General features: G+C 49.9%; 18 protein-coding genes. 9 read left to right on the forward strand and 9 right to left on the reverse strand.

The annotated features are described in order from the left end of the window. Positions 1-346: 346 nt before the first annotated feature. A complete protein-coding gene (locus BLQ32_RS06835; protein WP_074509626.1) occupies positions 347-1,489 on the forward strand; it encodes an NADH-dependent flavin oxidoreductase in 1,143 nt (380 codons plus the stop codon). Between the two features lie 46 nt (positions 1,490-1,535). Here the strand turns inward: BLQ32_RS06835 and BLQ32_RS06840 are convergent, their stop codons facing one another. Continuing rightward, complete coding sequence (locus tag BLQ32_RS06840) at positions 1,536-2,765, reverse strand: dicarboxylate/amino acid:cation symporter (RefSeq protein ID WP_074509627.1); 1,230 nt, start codon at positions 2,763-2,765, stop codon at positions 1,536-1,538. 260 nt (positions 2,766-3,025) lie between these two features. Here BLQ32_RS06840 and BLQ32_RS06845 point away from each other — a divergent pair, with 260 nt between their 5' ends. Both BLQ32_RS06845 and BLQ32_RS06850 read left to right on the forward strand, forming a co-directional pair. Next, positions 3,026-3,214: a hypothetical protein gene (locus BLQ32_RS06845; RefSeq protein WP_074509629.1), complete on the forward strand. Its 189-nt coding sequence runs from the start codon at positions 3,026-3,028 to the stop codon at positions 3,212-3,214. A gap of 17 nt (positions 3,215-3,231) precedes the next feature. Next, entirely contained in the window at positions 3,232-3,489 is a 258-nt protein-coding gene (locus BLQ32_RS06850) for a hypothetical protein (protein WP_074509631.1), read from the forward strand. 171 nt (positions 3,490-3,660) lie between these two features. Here the strand turns inward: BLQ32_RS06850 and BLQ32_RS06855 are convergent, their stop codons facing one another. Then, positions 3,661-5,325, reverse strand: coding sequence for a DUF2207 domain-containing protein (locus BLQ32_RS06855; RefSeq protein WP_074509632.1), 1,665 nt, complete (start codon positions 5,323-5,325; stop codon positions 3,661-3,663). A 173-nt stretch (positions 5,326-5,498) separates the two neighbouring features. On the opposite strand from BLQ32_RS06855, the gene BLQ32_RS06860 reads away from it, so the two are divergent. Both BLQ32_RS06860 and BLQ32_RS06865 read left to right on the forward strand, forming a co-directional pair. Next, the gene (locus tag BLQ32_RS06860; protein ID WP_074509634.1) at positions 5,499-5,885 is read left to right on the forward strand and encodes a YciI family protein; all 387 of its coding nucleotides are present in this window, start codon (positions 5,499-5,501) and stop codon (positions 5,883-5,885) included. Positions 5,886-5,924: 39 nt separating this feature from the next. Then, complete coding sequence (locus BLQ32_RS06865; protein ID WP_074509636.1) at positions 5,925-6,947, forward strand: NAD(P)-dependent alcohol dehydrogenase; 1,023 nt, start codon at positions 5,925-5,927, stop codon at positions 6,945-6,947. A 99-nt stretch (positions 6,948-7,046) separates the two neighbouring features. Here the strand turns inward: BLQ32_RS06865 and arr are convergent, their stop codons facing one another. From arr to aldA, 4 genes are all read right to left on the reverse strand, one after another. Further along, on the reverse strand, positions 7,047-7,463 hold the full coding sequence (gene arr, locus BLQ32_RS06870; protein ID WP_074509638.1) for an NAD(+)--rifampin ADP-ribosyltransferase: 417 nt from the start codon (positions 7,461-7,463) through the stop codon (positions 7,047-7,049). Between the two features lie 224 nt (positions 7,464-7,687). Beyond that, positions 7,688-8,563 (reverse strand): YitT family protein, encoded by an 876-nt coding sequence (locus BLQ32_RS06875; protein WP_175557080.1) that lies wholly within the window; start codon positions 8,561-8,563, stop codon positions 7,688-7,690. Between the two features lie 182 nt (positions 8,564-8,745). Then, a complete protein-coding gene (locus tag BLQ32_RS06880; protein WP_074509641.1) occupies positions 8,746-9,462 on the reverse strand; it encodes a 3-ketoacyl-ACP reductase in 717 nt (238 codons plus the stop codon). Positions 9,463-9,614: 152 nt separating this feature from the next. Next, positions 9,615-11,066, reverse strand: a complete 1,452-nt coding sequence (gene aldA, locus BLQ32_RS06885) for an aldehyde dehydrogenase (protein WP_074509643.1) — start codon at positions 11,064-11,066, stop codon at positions 9,615-9,617. A gap of 235 nt (positions 11,067-11,301) precedes the next feature. Here aldA and BLQ32_RS06890 point away from each other — a divergent pair, with 235 nt between their 5' ends. Next, a complete protein-coding gene (locus BLQ32_RS06890) occupies positions 11,302-12,294 on the forward strand; it encodes an aldo/keto reductase (RefSeq protein WP_083335289.1) in 993 nt (330 codons plus the stop codon). Between the two features lie 86 nt (positions 12,295-12,380). Here the strand turns inward: BLQ32_RS06890 and BLQ32_RS06895 are convergent, their stop codons facing one another. Both BLQ32_RS06895 and BLQ32_RS06900 read right to left on the reverse strand, forming a co-directional pair. Further along, on the reverse strand, positions 12,381-12,686 hold the full coding sequence (locus BLQ32_RS06895; protein WP_074509647.1) for a monooxygenase: 306 nt from the start codon (positions 12,684-12,686) through the stop codon (positions 12,381-12,383). A 12-nt stretch (positions 12,687-12,698) separates the two neighbouring features. Continuing rightward, on the reverse strand, positions 12,699-13,631 hold the full coding sequence (locus BLQ32_RS06900) for a DsbA family protein (RefSeq protein WP_074509648.1): 933 nt from the start codon (positions 13,629-13,631) through the stop codon (positions 12,699-12,701). A gap of 152 nt (positions 13,632-13,783) precedes the next feature. Between BLQ32_RS06900 and BLQ32_RS06905 the strand changes: the two genes are divergently transcribed. Beyond that, entirely contained in the window at positions 13,784-14,350 is a 567-nt protein-coding gene (locus BLQ32_RS06905; RefSeq protein WP_074509650.1) for a TetR/AcrR family transcriptional regulator, read from the forward strand. Between the two features lie 91 nt (positions 14,351-14,441). On the opposite strand, the gene BLQ32_RS06910 is transcribed toward BLQ32_RS06905, so the two are convergent. Beyond that, positions 14,442-15,224, reverse strand: coding sequence for an SDR family oxidoreductase (locus BLQ32_RS06910; protein ID WP_074509652.1), 783 nt, complete (start codon positions 15,222-15,224; stop codon positions 14,442-14,444). A gap of 156 nt (positions 15,225-15,380) precedes the next feature. Between BLQ32_RS06910 and BLQ32_RS06915 the strand changes: the two genes are divergently transcribed. Then, entirely contained in the window at positions 15,381-15,977 is a 597-nt protein-coding gene (locus BLQ32_RS06915; protein ID WP_036802532.1) for a TetR/AcrR family transcriptional regulator, read from the forward strand. A 26-nt stretch (positions 15,978-16,003) separates the two neighbouring features. Then, on the forward strand, positions 16,004-16,444 hold the full coding sequence (locus BLQ32_RS06920) for a GNAT family N-acetyltransferase (protein ID WP_074509653.1): 441 nt from the start codon (positions 16,004-16,006) through the stop codon (positions 16,442-16,444). The last annotated feature ends 81 nt before the right edge of the window (positions 16,445-16,525 follow it).

Here is a 16,525-nt window from a genome sequence, read left to right on the forward strand (position 1 = left end):
CAAAAAGACTGATCTTTTTTCAGGACATGTTGGGCTGTAAGGGCCAGTGCTTACGCCATTACTGCGGCTTCTTTTTCGCTGATCTCCTGTAAGCAGCATTCGATCTTCCGTCTGTTTATCTTCATTTTACATTAGCCGGCTGAATTCCGCCTTCTGTCCGGCCTCTCTTATTCCATTGTAAGGGATGGAGGCGGCGGGGAGAACCATTATGATGAGCTTAAGTGCGTATACTTTATCCCCATCAACTTTCACCGTTTTCCAAGCCGAGCTAGAATTCTTGTAGTCACTGGGAGCTTATGCTAATTTGGATAAATGACCCAATAAAAGAAAAGAGGAATTAATTACTATGAATCCACAATATAAAGCATTATTCGAAGAAATCACCTTGCCGAACGGTGTCGTATTAAACGACCGGTTAGGCGTTGCGCCCATGACTACATACTCCGGAAATCCGGACGGCACGGTATCGGACGAAGAACTGGTTTACTACCGCCGCCGCTCGAACATCGGCAGCTTGTTCATCTCCGCGTGTATCGCAGTTTCGGAAAACGGCATCGCGTTCCCGGGGCAATTCGTGGCATTCGATGAAGACGTCATGCCGCGTTTGACGCAGCTAGCGACAGCGATGAAAGCAAATGGCAACAAAGCAATCCTGCAAATGCAGCACGGCGGACGCCAAGGGCAGCCGCAATTGATCGCGGCAAACGAAACCGTGGCACCGAGTGCTGTCGGAGGTTCTGCTGAAAAGCCGGCACCGCGTGCACTGACAGGGGAAGAAATCACAGCGATCATCCGCGACTTCGGCGAAACGACGCGCCGCGCGATTGCAGCCGGTTTTGACGGAGTGGAAATCCACGGCGCCAACACGTACCTGATCCAGCAGTTCGTATCGGAAGTGACCAATCTCCGGGAAGACGAGTGGGGCGGCAGCCTGGAAAACCGCATGAAGTTCCCGCTTGCGGTTCTTGCCGAAGTGAAGCGTGTGGCAGCGGAATTCGCCAACGACGACTTCATCATCGGCTACCGCCTGTCGCCGGAAGAATACGGCGAGCTGGGCATCGGCTATACAATTGAAGAAACAAAAGTCCTGACAGAGAAGTTGATCGAAGGCGGCATCCATTACCTTCATGTCTCGCTAATGGATTTCAAAAAGCGTCCACACAATGAAGAAACAGAAGGCAGCATCGTAGAGATCTTGTCCAAGCAAATTGCCGGACGTGTGGCGTTTGTGGTTGTCGGAAGCATCACTAAATCGGAGCACGCCGTCGCAGCGCTCGAAGAAGGCGCCGACATCGTCGTAATGGGACGCCAAGTGCTGGTCGACCCGGAATGGGCCGAAAAAGTGAAGCAAGGCAAAGAAGGCGACATCAACGAAACCATTCCGCATGATATGATCGGCAAGCTCGACATTCCAGGACCGCTTTGGAACTTGATGTCTACGTACAAAATGGTGGCGATCGAAGAACCGGAAAACGTTAACGCTGAATAAGCATGTGAAAAGCTCCTTGGCCATTTTGGCCAAGGAGCTTTTTTTGTTATGCTTTTGCTGTTTTTCGGTTCTTTTCATTTTCATCGATCAAAGCAGTTCCGACCAGGTCGCCGGTCACGTTCAAAGCGGTGCAGCCCATTCCGACGAGTGCGTCAATCGCTGTGAGCAGCGCCACGGCTTCGATTGGCAAGCCGAGCTGGACAAAGACGGTTGCAATCATGACAATGCCGGCTCCAGGAATGCCTGCCGTTCCGATGGACGCAAGCGTTCCGACGAGTACCACCATTAGCATATCCGAAAGGCTCAGCGGATCGCCGACCAAGTTGGCGGCGAACACCGCGGAAACGGCGATCCGGATTGCGGCACCGTCCATATTGATCGTTGCCCCAAGCGGAATGCTGAAGCCGTAAAGGCTTTTCGACAAGCCGAGATTTTTCGCCGCGGTCAAGGTCAGCGGCAGGGTGCCGGAGCTGCTTTGCGTAACAAACGCCGTAAGCATCGGCGTACGTGCATATTTATAGAAGCGGCCCGGTTTTATTTTGAATAGGATCAACAGCACCGTGTAGATGACAATTTGTACCGCAAGTGCGGCATAGAGCACAAGAATCATCTCGCCTAAAGAAAAGAGCGTATCCAGCCCCTGGCTGCCGACCGTTTTTGCCATGATGGCAAATACCCCGATCGGCACATATTGAAGAATAACTTTTAAAATCAGCAGCGTCGCTTCGTTCAAAGCATCGATGGATTTATAAAGATGGTTGCCCAGTTCGCCGAGTTCGTGGGAGCTGCGCATATAGGAAATGGCAATTCCGAAGGCGAACGCCGTGAAAATGATGCCAAGCAGATTCAGCTCACTGAACGCTGTAAAAATATTGGACGGGACGATATTCAAGAGTACACTGACGATGCCCGGATTTTCAGGCACATCAAAGGTTTCGCTGCCATCGAGCTGCATGCCGGTGCCCGGCTGGAAAATGCTCGCGACTGCAAGGCCGACGATGATGGCAAATGCGGAGCTTAAGGTGTAGTAAATGAACACTTTGCCGCCCATGCGTCCGAGGTCGCCGATGTGGGTCTGGTTCACGCCGACAATCAGTGTAAACAAAATAAGCGGGATGATCAGGAACGTCAATAAGCTGAGAAGCAGATCGCCAAACGGTGCAAGCACCGTGGCATCTTCTCCGAAAACGAGCCCGACCCCAATGCCCAGAACAAGAGCGATAGTGATTTTTAAAATTAACGATGTGTCTAAATAGGCTTTCCAAATTGCTTTCATAATTTCCTCCAAAAGTTTAACGTATTCTAATAAAAGTTGATAAGTTTACTAGGGATTAATTCTAAAGTTATATTAGGAAAAGAAGTTTGTCAAAATGAATGCTCAAAAGTGAAACAGGAGAAGGAACTTTTTGCTTATCAGAAAAGAGCGCGAGAACTGCCGAGACTGTAAGAAATCAGTTTTTCATTGAGCGTAATCAGTTTTTAATAAAAAGAGAAGGGTATGGGTAAAAGAGAAGCCAGTCACGCAGGAGGGATTTTTTGAACAAACGGGTTAAAGATACCGTCCTTGGAACAGTCGTATACGGCGTAATTGCGATTATTGTATCAGCTATATTGAATGGCGGGGAACCATCTTGGACTTTGGTGATCGGGATGGCCATCGCCGGATTTCTCACTTATGCATTCATTTATCCAGCATTGGATAAAAGGAAACGCAAACAGGTTTGATTGCAAAGGAGGCGCATATGGACAACAAAACGAAAATCATTCGCTGGCTGAAAGAGCCGATTTTCTCAAAAAAAGTGGATCCGTTCATTAATTTCCTGCTCGCCTTTTCAGGTGCAATGCTCGGCACATTTGTCTATCCAAGAACCGAAATGCCTTTTTGGCAGTTCTTGCTCTGGATGATTCCGATTGCTATTTTGCTAGTCTTTTTCCTTAAAGTGATTGGCAGGGTTTGGAAGAAAAACAAGGGACCGCGTGGTGCAGCAAAAAACGACTGATAAATCAGTATGCTGTGGTACTCCAACCCAAAAGTTAGGGTTAATAATCTGGTTTTGGGATGTTTTTTATGGCGAAATACAGTGAAAAATAGAGCATAGGAAAAGCCAACTTCGGGATGGATACCGAAGTTGGCTTTGTGTTGTTTATCTGGAATGAATTTCGTACCCGGGTCAGAAGGCACCCGATCCACCGCCACCGCCGCCGACTCCCGCACCGGAACCAACCGATCCGCCGCTTGCGCTGGCTGTAGTGGTCGAACCGGCTGAGACAAAAATGGCAGTCATGAATATCGGGTTCATGACAAAGCTGGAATCGTCTGCGGCCGATTCGGCGGAAGTGAAGGTCGCCGCTTTCCGTTCCGCGGTTTTCGGGTCGCTGCCGAGCAGGTAAGCGTAGGCACGCTGTTTTTCATCCGTCTTCAGCCGGTCCCACTGGTTAGCTGGCAAGTTTTGCATGGCCTCTTTCATTTTACGCCAGTTGCGGCGGATTTCATGCCCCTCGAATGTGATAGGCGAGTAGCTGATGGCAATGCCAAAAGCTGCCATCGCAAGGACAATTGAAGCAGCCATCCAAGGGAACAGCTCGTAGATGCCGCTATAGATGGCGAGGCCGATGAACGCGGCACTCAGGAGGCCAGCCGTCCAGCGCAGCATCGTGTGCTTCTCGTAAAAGCCTTTCGCTTTCACTTCCTGGGCAACGCCTTTATTCCATTTGGCAATAGCTTCGTTATAAGCGGCATGGTTGTCTTCGTTTTTCGTGAATTGTTCCACTCCGCTGAGTTTGAATTCCCGGCCATCGCCAATTTGGTCGAATAAAAGCTCAATCAGTACAGCTTCATGGTCATGGTCGGTTTTCCGGTGGACCAGCTCGAAATGGTCTTCCGCGAGCTGCCGGATATTGCCTTTACGCATAAGCTCCAGAATGGCTGCCGAAATCGCGTTCGGCGACAGGAATACCGAGTTTGTAAAGTAAAGCAGGGCCGGAATGCTCATCGATTCTTTTGGTACGAAAAATTCGTATGGGTAATTGCGGATTTGCCGTTTCCGTTTGTATGCGCGGAACCACAAAGCAAATGTTCCAATCAGCAGGAACACCCCGCCAATCACAATGGCTGGAATTCCGACATTGCGTGCGGTCTGCTGGTTCTTGGCAAAAGCCGCCGCTTCGTTTTCCAGGTTCTCGCGGTCCTTCGCGATATCGTCCCGGACTGTACCGGCTAGCGTCTCGGCACCCGGAAACAGTTCGGGCTCAAAGACTGCCCGCACATCGGCGTTTTCACCTTCCGGCACGTAGCCCAGTTCGAACAGTGCGGTGCCGTCGTCTGCAATGCGTTCTGTGCCGTACGCTTCTTCGTAGCCGAGAGCTTCTGTATTTTCAGCGGGAGCGGGCGGAGTGACGGCAATCGTCAAGTCGCCGTATTCGCTTTCGTTGCTTTCGTCAAAGAATGCCCAATAAAACTGCGCCCCGTCTTCGAACTTCTCCACTGCGTTCGAAATCTCATAATTCAACTCAATTTGAATCGTTTCGCCGTCGTCCCCTTCGCGGTGGATCTGGTAAACGCCGTCTTCGATTTCCACTTTCAAGGGTTTGCCGTTTTCGGAAGCCGAGAAATTAGCGATCGTTGTTCCTTTTTTCTCGATTAGGCTGCGGGTAATGCCGTTAAAGTCGTCGTCGAATTCGTACGTGAATTGCTCCATGACATCGGCGGTGCCGTCTGCGTTCAATTGCGCATCAATCTGCACTTCTGAAATGTCAAAGTCGATCGCATAGACTTGCGCCGGAATCAGTCCCACTAAGAAAAACGCTAGTACATATGGAATAATTTTTCGTTTCATGATCCATCACCTCTTGTATAAGCATACGGATGGTGCTTTGAAAAGTTTCACGGAAGGAAGGCTAAGGCTCCTGCTTAGGGATGAATAATGGATTGGGAAAAAGGGATTGAGCAAGCCCGTCTTGAATTTTATTAAGAAGAAAAAGGCAAAAACTTTAAGAAGGAGGAATTGCCATGCTGTTTATGCTGATAATCAAAGCATCACCCACTTCAGAAGCAGGGAAGCTTCCAAGTAATGAGCTGATGGAAGCCATGTCGCGGTATAACAAAGAATTGATGGATGCGGGGGTTCGGGTGATGGCAAAAGGGCTTCATCCCAGTTCGAATGGAATTCGCCTTTCGTACGCAAATCCTGGAGAAAAGCCGGTGGTGACCGAAGGGCCGTTTCCAAATCCCAACGAGCTTGTTTCCGGTTTCTTTTTGATTGACGTGGCATCGAAAGAAGAGGCGATTGAATGGGCGATGAGGCTGCCGGATCCAATCGGCAATGGTGAAGGGATGGCCGAATTGCGTCAGGTGTTCGAAGGGCCGGTAGAGAGTTCGGAACCGCAGTCCGATTAAGTATTCGTCAGGTTTTCGCTTAGAAAAGGGGGATGGAATATGCGAGCCATGGTTTGCACCCGGTACGGTCCGCCGGAAGTGTTGGAGCTTCAACAGCTCAACAAGCCGGTGCCAAAAGCCGGTGAAATTCTGATCAAAGTTCACGCATCCACCGTCACGGCCGGAGATTGCGAAATCCGGAGCTTTAAATTTCCGGTGCTGCTGTGGATTCCGCTGCGGCTGTTTTTCGGTTTGCGGAAACCGAGAGTGAACGTACTCGGACAGGAATTTGCCGGGGAAGTTGAAGCCCTAGGAAGCGGACAGACGCTATTCAAGAAAGGCGACCGTGTCTACGGTGCGACGGGTTTGAAGCTCGGGGCGTATGCCGAGTATTTGTGTCTTTCCGGCAGCTCCGCAATCGCCCGGATACCGGAAGCAATCGGTTTTAAAGAAGCAGCCACGATCCCGACTGGTGGAATGAATGCCTTGTTTTTTCTCCGAAAAGCGAGAATCCAGGCGGGCCAAAAAGTACTGGTCATCGGAGCCGGCGGCAGCATCGGCACGGTGGCTGTTCAGCTCGCCAAATATGCAGGCGCTGAAGTGACGGCCATCGACAGCAAGGAAAAATTGGATAGGCTCTTATCCATTGGTGCAGACCGCGTAATGGATTACCGGCAGGAAGACTTTACGGCAACTGGCGAAACCTATGACGTAATTTTTGATGTCGCGGGAAAGAGTCCCTTTACCAAAACCGTCAACGCATTGACACCGAAAGGCATTTACCTGATGGGCAATCCGAGCCTTAGCCAAATGTTCCGGAGGCTATGGCTGACGAAAAAAGGCGGCCGGAAAATCATAGCAGGGGCAGCTAGCTACAACTCCCAAGATTTGCGCGAGCTGAACCAACTGTTGGCAGAAGGCAAGCTCAAGGCGGTTGTTGATCAAGTATTTCCGCTGGAACAGCTGCGCGAAGCACACCGCTATGTAGAGAGTGGGGCGAAGAAAGGCAATGTGGTGATTGCTAATCAATTGGAATTCCGGGAGATGAAGCAATTAACAGGTGGGAGAGAAAAGCATAAATGAAAAAGGTGAGCCGCCGTTTCGAAAAGAAAGGGCGGCTCTTTAAATGGATTGTTTTCAGCGTAGTCAAATGAATAAAAATATCCACCTCCCATTAGAAGTTCAATCCAGGATAATCGCTTTTCCTTGTTCCCGCAAAGCCTTTAGGGAAGAAAGCATGTGATTGATTTCGTCATCAGTATGCCGTTCCCAAGCACCAAGTTCCGCAACGATCTTCAGCGGCGACTTCGAACGGTACGAACGGGTCGGGTTGCCGGGAAAGCGTTTGTCAGTCAAATTCGGATCGTTCTCGAATTCTCCCAGAGGTTCGACAAGATAGATTCTCTCTTTAGCATCAGTGGCAGCGAGTTCGGCGCCCCATTTTGCCGCTTCTAAGGTGGCGGTGAAATAGATGTAATTGGATTTCTTGTCCTGGTAGTTGGATTGGTTTTGCGCCTCCAACAAATCGCCAATCGCCAACTGGGCTTTCGTTCCGTGGAAGAAAGGCCCGCGGTCTAAGGCTTCTTTGTTCTCATTCATATGGATCTGCCTCCTTTGATGCTTACAGTATAGGGCACGAATTCACGGAAAGGTAGTCTATAAATTGATTTTTAGATGGGGTATAATGGAGATAGGGAGAACGCAGCCCGTTAAACGCAAGGTCCGTTATCAATGATTCTGAAATGAAAGCCATAAAAACTTTTAATAACAAAAGCGCCGAATTCTCTTGAAACAGAGAATTCGGCGCTTTTTTGTTCTGTAAATCAGTGGATGTCCCGCTTCGTAAAGCTGCCGCCTCTGACTTCGGCGACGTCGTATACGGCAATGAACGCGTTCTTGTCGATTTCGTAGATGATTTCTTTCATCTTGCTGTCTTCAAGACGGTTGATGATGCAGGTGATTTCTCTGTATTCGTCGTTCGTGTAGGCACCTTTGACAAGGCTGTACGTAGCATTTCGGCCGAGGCGGTCGTAGATGGTCTGCACGAGCAGCTCCGGCTCTTTCGAAATGATTTTATAAGTTTTGGAGCCGCTGAATCCTTCTTCGACCAAGTGAATCACTTTGGATGCGATGTAATACGCGATGCCGGAAAGAAACGCGCCTTTCAAGCCGAAGACAAATGAAACGACAATAAAGACGAAGACGTTCAGGAACAGAATCATGTCACTCGTTCCGAACGGCAATTTGCGCGACAGCAGCACAGCAAGCATATCGATGCCGTCCAGTGCTCCGCCGTTCCGGAGGGCAAGCCCCATGCCGACGCCGATGATGATCCCGCCGATGACGGTGACGAGTAAGGTATCGCCTTCGACAATGGTTGGGACGTGGTGCATGACAGTCGTTGCATAGGCGAGGGAAGCGATGCCGATGACCGAATAGATGGCAAAGCTTCGTCCGATTTGCTTATAGCCCAAATAGACGAAGGGGATGTTTAAGACGGCGATCAATAAGCCAAGAGGCAATTCAAACAATTGCGAGCCGACGATGCTGAGGCCTGTGATGCCGCCGTCCGATACATTGTTCGGAATCAGCACGGCTTCAAGTCCATATGCGGTGATGAACGCTCCGATGATAATAGGCAGCGCCTTCATCAGTATTTTGGCACGGCTCTTCTTACGTTTTGTAATGGTTTGGTTCATATTATTTTCTCCTTCTATGTAGTTTCAGGATGGAACTTTTTTTCACTTAACTATTAAATATACCCTTTTTTTGGCTGTTTTCCTAGCGATAGCTCGACATGGAACGTCGAATGGATCTGCAGCAAATTTTCAGGCACGAAAAAAACACCTCCGAAGTTGTCGGAGGTGTTCTGAAAAAACTATTACGGGTTGGTTGACCAAAGGCCAGCTGATTTCAATAGCACGCGGGGATGAAGTTTCAACTGCGCTACCATCATTTCTGCCAAGTCTTCCGGCTGAAGGACATTGTCCGGGTTGCCGTCAGTCAAGTTGCTTTCAATTGCCAAGTCCGTCGCTACGGTGCTCGGAGTTAAGGCAGTGACGCGGATGTTGTGTTTTCTGACTTCCAGCATCAACGATTCTGTCAGCCCCATGACGCCGAATTTCGAAGCGCTATAAGCGCTTGTCACCGGTGCGCCTTTTTGTCCGGCGGTGGATGCAATATTGATGATTTCGCCTGACTGGCGCTCGATCATTTGCGGCAAGACGGCATGCGTTACGTAGTAGACGCCCATCAAGTTTGTATCGATGATGCTTTTGAATTCTTCCGGCGACAGTTCCAGGAACTTGCCGAATTTGCCGATGCCGGCATTGTTGATCAAAATATCGATCGATCCGAGTTCCGCTGTGATGTGCTCAACGGCTGCGTTGACCGCTTCCGGGTCTGCAACGTCCGCTACAGCGAATACTGTTTTAACGCCGTATTGATCAAGTTCTGCCACTACCTTTTCCAAGTTGGCTGCCGTGCGTCCGACAAGCCCGACGTTGATGCCTTCTGCTGCGAAAGCAAGCGCAGTTGCCCGGCCGATGCCTCTTCCAGCTCCTGTGATTAATGCGTTTTTGCCTGTTACGTTTTGCATATGTACCGCTCCTCTATCGTTAATCTGTTCCATTCAACAGTGTAGCAAATCGACGCATAAAAACCTTAGTGAAGTGCTCAGGAAAAAGGCACTGCCCGCAAAAGCCGGGTTTCCGGACTTTCGGGGCAGTGCCTATCGGATGTTCCTGCAGCTTATTGTTTATCGTTTTTATACTGCATGTAGACGACTTGCGTTGCCAGGAAGTCTTCCATGCCGTGCTTGCCGTCCGCTCCACCAAGGCCGGATTGGCGCATGCCGGCATGATAGCCTTGGATGGCTTCAAAGTTTTCGCGGTTGACGTACGTTTCGCCGAACTTCATTTCATTGACGACGCGCATCGCTTCGTTCAAGTCATTCGTATAGACAGAAGAAGACAGGCCATAGACGGTGTCGTTCGCTTTTTCAATCGCTTCATCCAATGTTTTGAATGTCGTAACCGGCAGCACCGGCCCGAAGATTTCATCCCGGATGATGGCAGAATCGTGTTTCACATTTGTCAGAATGGTCGGTTTGTAGAAAAAGCCGCCGCCAAAATCCGGACGTTCGCCGCCCGTCGCAACGGTTGCGCCTTCTTTCATCGCTTCCTGCACCATTTCCTCGACGGTCTCCAAACGGTCTTCGCTGATCAGCGGACCGACTTCCACGTCTTTGTCTTTCCGAGGATTGCCGAGTTTTTTCGACTCGAATGCGCGGATCAGTTTTTCCGTCAATGCTTCCGCCACGCTTTCATGGACGTAGACGCGTTCAGCGTTCGTGCAGGCCTGGCCGCCGTTTGCGAGCCTTGACTTAGTGATGGCTTCAGCTGCCAGATCCAAATCGGCGTTTTGCGTCACGATGGCCGGCGCCTTGCCGCCCAGTTCCAGATTGACTTTGGTGATGTTCTGCGCCGCCGCTTCCATCACTTTCGTCCCGGCCTGGACGCTGCCGGTCATCGTGATCAGCTGCACTTTTTTGTGGGAGGCGAGGGCGTTGCCGATTTCTGAACCGGTGCCCATCACCACGTTATAGACGCCTGCCGGAATCTCTTCCATCGCATCCACGATTTTGGTGAATTCCATCGTTGTGTTCGGTGTCTGCTGGCTCGGCTTGATGACAATTGTACAACCTGTCACCAAAGCCGTCGCCACTTTACGCGCCAAGATGAAGACCGGGAAGTTCCACGGGATGATGCCGGCTACTACGCCAATCGGCTTTTTATAAATAAGGATATTTTCATTCGGCCGGTCGCTCGGCACGATTTCGCCTTCGATTCTTCTGGCCCATTCGGACATATAATGGAAGTAGTCGATCGCCAGATCCACTTCGCCGCTTGCCAGTTCGTAATCTTTCCCTTGTTCTTCCTGCAATAAGTCGATGAACGTATCGCGCCGTTTTGCAATTTCATCGCCGAGCTTCCGGACGATTTTTCCGCGTTCGATATTCGGCGTCAGTTCCCACGCCTTTTGTGCCTGGTCAGCAGCTTCTACCGCCTTGTCGACGTCTTCTTTTGTTCCTTTCGGAATTCTGGAAATCACTTCTTCGGTTGCCGGGTTGAGGATGTCGATCCATTCCGTTCCTGTGGACTCGATGTACTTGCCGTTCACATACAGTTGGTGGTTTTGCAAAGTATTTCCTCCTAAAATTAGTGTTTCTCTAAGTGTTCCCTTTGCCTCGATTGTTAAACGAAGGACAATAGGACGAACATCTTATACAAAACTGAAAAGAGAGGTATTTATCTTTGATTTTCAGTAACTAATCCAACTCTTCGACTTGCTAATGGCCGTTTATTCAAATTGACAGCGGGTAGATACTTGTATGTGTTTTTATTTAAAAACAACTTTCCAAAAGAGGTGTCCAATGATGAAAAATGATGTAACGATTAAAAATAAACTCGGTCTCGGGACTGCGCCGCTTGGCAATATGTTCAGAGAAGTACCGGAAGACGAAGCGATGGAAACAATCCAATCGGCCTGGAACGAAGGCATCCGGTATTTTGATACGGCGCCGTTTTACGGGGCAGGCCTCGCCGAAATGCGGCTCGGGGAGATTTTATCTTCCTATAAGCGCGACGACTATTTGCTGAGTTCGAAAGTCGGCCGCATCATTCTGGATGAAGAAGAGGAAAAAGAAGGATTGTTTGAATATGGCCGCAAGAACAAAATTCGGACGGATTATACCGAAAGCGGCACGCTTCAATCGATTGAAGACAGCCTGAAGCGCTTGAAAACCGACCGCTTGGATATGGTGTTTGTACATGACCTTTCGCCGGATTTCTTGGGCGATGAATGGATTACGAAATTTGACGAAGCCCGAAAAGGCGCCTTTAACGTGCTGGACCGCCTCCGTGACGAAGGGGTCATTAAAGCATGGGGCCTTGGCGTCAATACAACGACACCGATCGAAGTGGCGCTGGAGCTGGAAGAAGCGCATCCGGATTTGAGTTTGTCTGCTACTCAATACACGCTGCTTCAGCACGAACGGGCGTTGGAGCGCATGATGCCGCTGGCGCAGAAAAATGACGGCGGACTCATCATCGGTGGAGCCTTCAACTCAGGTGCCTTGTTTGGCGGGGACTATTTCGACTACAAGGAAATCACACCGGAGATTAAAGAACGCGTCGCCCGTTTTCACGACGTGGCGAAAAACCACGGCGTGAATTTGAAAGATGCCGCGCTGCAATTTTCGACTGCGCATCCGGCAGTCAAAGCGGTCGTGACCGGATCGACTCGGCCGGACCGCATCAAGGAAGACCTGCAGGCACTGGAAGCGAAAATTCCGGCTGCGTTCTGGGAAGAGCTGGTCGAGAAGGAGCTCGTTTCTGCGAAAGCCGCATTGCCGGGGAGTCGGAAATAATTCAAGAGCATAACAAAAAGGTTCCGGTTTGATGGCCGGAACCTTTTTGCATGATTTCATTTTCACATCTAGGGGATTGAGACCGCTCAGCTTATCGAACCTTTTGTGATGTCTGTCAACGCCGAATTGATCGCAAAGATTTTGGCATTGACCGTGTTGATGCCGAATCCGCCGAGCCGCTTCGCGTGCATATCGATGTACGTTTCAGCGCTTTCCTTTGTTTCAAACAGGTAGATGCCGCCGGCTTCACCGGCTTCGGGATTTTCTGTCCAGATTTTCCATTTGAAGCCGGGTTCTTCGGTGATGCTTGTTGCGAGCTCAGCGAATGCTTCAGCCATTTCATCTCCAAAAGGTCCGTCCATTTGGAAGTCTACTTGCAGCAGGTATGCCATGTTGTTTCCTCCTTATTTTGTAATCGGGGTGAAATAAGACTCCCCGAGAATTTCTTTTTGTTCGAATTGTTCCGATGGCAATTCTTTCTCAATAAAAGCCGTAAGACCACTCGGGTCCACTTCATACATCACTTCAATTTCCTTGGCAAAAAGCAGCCCTTCTTGTTTCAGCAAAGCGGATAACGCCTTCGGCTGCTTGGCGTGCAGCTCTTCTTCGCCCAGGACTTTCTGCAAGCCGTCGACATACGATTCATACGGCCGGCCGCCGACCAGTTTGACGCCTTTGTTGTCTTCGTTGACCAGGATGATTGTCGGGAACCCTCTGGCACCTAAACTTCTGGCCAAGCTGAAGTCTTCCGACAGCAGCTGTTGGCCGGCGGGTTCATTGGCTCGTTGGATGATTGCCTGTCCGTCGAGCCCCATGCCATTGACGATGTCGATCAGGACCGCATCTTCTGAGATGTTTTCGTTGAATGCGAACAGGGCTTCTCGCGCACGGCGCAGGTATTCATTCGCTTTGGTGTCTGTAAATTGTTCCTGGATCACTTTAAAGACACGGGACGGAGGATAGGACGACTGGACCGGATTGTCGACCATCAGAGATCCGTCAATCGGCATCCGGGAATGTTCGCCGACTTCGCGCCAATGCGGTGCCACATCCGCGGGTTTGTAGATGCCGTTCGCCGGGTCGATCGGGCCGTCATGCCATTTTTCCAGCAAGCCGCCCATCACGGTCTGGAACTTGAAATAGTGGCCGTACTGTTCCGTGAAGCGGCGGAGCACCGGTTCGATGGCCCAGCAATGCGAACAGATCGGGTCTGTCACGTAATAAAGCGTAATTGTCTTTTTCGGCTGGCCGAAATCAATCAGCCCCATTTCCTCTTCGTCAGCGGGACCGCAGACGCCGGTTTCCAGGTCGCATACAAAATTCGGTTTGTTTGTCATGTCGTTTTCCTCTTTTCTATGGATTTATAAGCTAGCTTGTTTGCTTTACACCCAAATTCTAAGCCATAATGAAAAGCAACAACACCAATAGTTTCCGGGATGTGTCGCTTATCCGACACTCCGGAGATATTGTCGGAAAAGGAGTGGCGAACATGGTGCAAGTGAAAACGGATCCCCGGGTTGTCCGCACGCGGAAGCTGATCATGGATTCGTTCATCAAGCTGTCGGAAAGCAAGGAGTTTCGGGACATCACGGTCAAAGACATCACAACGGAAGCCATGATCAACCGGGCAACCTTCTATTATCACTTTGAAGACATCTACGATTTGCTGGAAAAAGCCTTGTCGGAAGTGCTGCTGATCAATCTGAATTCAGCGGAATACGAGCACAAGAAATTGGACGAAGACGTGTTCAACCACTTGTTCAAAGCCGTCACCGATTTCCAGCAGTCGCTGTCAAACCGCTGCCACCGGGGCTACGAAGACACGATTGCCCAGATCATCCGGGACCAGCTTGAAGTGGTTTTCAATAAAATGCTGAAAGCGCAATACGGACTGGAAAAAGAAGAGACGCTCAAAACCACGGCCGTCATGCTGAGTTGGGGGCTTTACGGCGCATCGCTTGAATGGAAGCGGAACGGTACGGCGGCGCCGGAGGAATTCCTCAAAACAGCGACGCCGTTTCTGTTGCACGGCCTTCAATTTGATCTGCAGAAATAGCGGTCCCGCAAAAAATGCAGAGCGGCATTCCGTTGAATAAAGCGCATAAAAAAGGCACACTCAAGTGAAAATGAGTGTGCCTTTGGTGTTTTTAGTATTTGTAAGACTGACCGCCGTCAATCGGAATAACAGAAGCGTTGATGAACTTCGCTGCGTCCGATAGCAGGAATGCCACCAGGTTGCCGACTTCTTCCGGCTTGCCGAAGCGCTTCATCGGGTTGACGCTGACAAATTCTTTGCCGGCTGCTTCCCAATCGTCGCCCGCCATTTGTTTCAACGAACCTTCAACCATTGGCGTCATGATGGCGCCGGGTGCGATGGCGTTGATGCTGACGCCGAACTGGCCGTATTCAATGCCTGAGTTGCGGGTCAAGCCGACAACGCCGTGTTTGCTTGCTGCGTAGCCGGACTGGTTGCCGACGCCGCGGATGCCGCCGACCGATGCAGTGTTGACGATCGAGCCGTAGCGTTGTTCTTTCATCACTTTCAATACGTGCCGCATGCCGTAGAAGACGCCGTTCAAGTTGACGCTGACCACTTTTTCAAACTCATCCGAAGCATAGTCTTCCGTCAGGTTCTGTTTGCCTTCGATGCCCGCGTTGTTGAAGAAGCCGTCGATCTTGCCAAACTTGTCCATCGTGAATTGAACGTAGTTTTTCACTTCTTCTTCATTGGTTACGTTCGCTTCAACGATTTCCACTTGAGCTTCCGGAGCTGCCGCCAAAATTTCGTTCCGGCTTTCTTCCAGGCCTTTCGTGCTCATGTCGACGAGCACAAGTTTGCCGCCTTGTTTGGCGATGGAAAGGGCAGCGGCGCGTCCGAGTCCGGAGCCGCCTCCTGTGATGACAACCACTTTGTCTGTGTAATTAATCATGCAATATCTCTCCTTTTTTATGGGTATGCTAAACTGGATTTATGTTTCACACTCAGTGTAAGCCTTTGCAGAAAAGGGTTCAATCAGTAAAAAAATCGAAAATGTTGAGTAATTCGACAGTTTGGCGTGAAGTGTCGATTCTGGAGGAAAAAATATATGGCAGATAAGAAAGAAAACCTATCACCGCAGGTGGAACGGACAAAGCATCATTTCAAACAGGCGTTCACCGAACTGATCAATGAAAAAGGATTCAACCATGTATCGGTGACGGATATTGTGCAGCGTGCCCAGTATAACCGGGCGACGTTTTACCTCTACTATTTGGATAAACCGGACATTACAGAAGAATTGAGAAGTGAGATGTTCCGGCAAATCAAACAGACCAGCAAAGACCGCTACATTCCCGGAAAAGAAGTGGCCACCGAGTCCATGAACGAGGATTCGTTCGCGCTGGTGACGTTCATCTATGACAATCGCTCTTTCTTCAATCTTTATTTGAAAGAGGACACCATCCCGGGCCTGTACCAGGATTTGCCTCGCGCGATTTTTGAACTGTTTGATGAGCAGTTCACTTTTACTCCTGTAGGCGACCATGACATCAATTCCCCGGCGTTTAAGCTGTACATGGCCCATGGCACGGCTGGACTCATCTTGGACTGGGCGAAAAACGGCTACCAGAAGTCGCCAAGAGAAGTGTCGAGAGAACTGATCGGGATTTTGCAGGCGATTGCTGTTGGGTTTCGGGTGGAGTAAAGAATTCCTAAAAGAGGAGCTTGTTTATGGAAATCAACTATGTCGAAGAAAGCGACCTGTTACGGTGCACGGATGTGTTTATCGAAGTCTTCAATAGAGAGCCTTGGAACGACGAGTGGGAACCGGAAAAAGCAAAACAGTATCTTCTTGATTTTTACCATACGCCTGGCTTTCTAGGGTTAGTGGCTCAAGAAGGCGAAGAGGTAATCGGTTTTCTTTTCGGCGTCCACCGCGTCTGGTGGAGCGGCGATGAATTCTTTGTCCATGAGATGTGTGTAAAAAGCAATTTGCAGAACAAAGGAATCGGCAAGGCCCTGATGGACCGGCTGCTTGGAGAACTGGAGGCGCGTTCAATCACCCATCTTTCGCTGCTCACCGACCGGGGGATACCGGCTGAAGTATTTTATAAGAAAAATGGATTTACGGAAGTGGAACGTCTTGTGTTTTTAAGCAGAGGCGTCAATTAAATAGCAAGAAGTTCAAAATTCAGAAGAAACCACATCCGCTAGCTTACATGAGCGGGTGTGGTTTTTGTTGATTCCAAGAAG

It is taken from the genome of Planococcus glaciei (genome assembly GCF_900099655.1).
Taxonomy (GTDB): Bacteria; Bacillota; Bacilli; order Bacillales_A; family Planococcaceae; genus Planococcus; species Planococcus glaciei.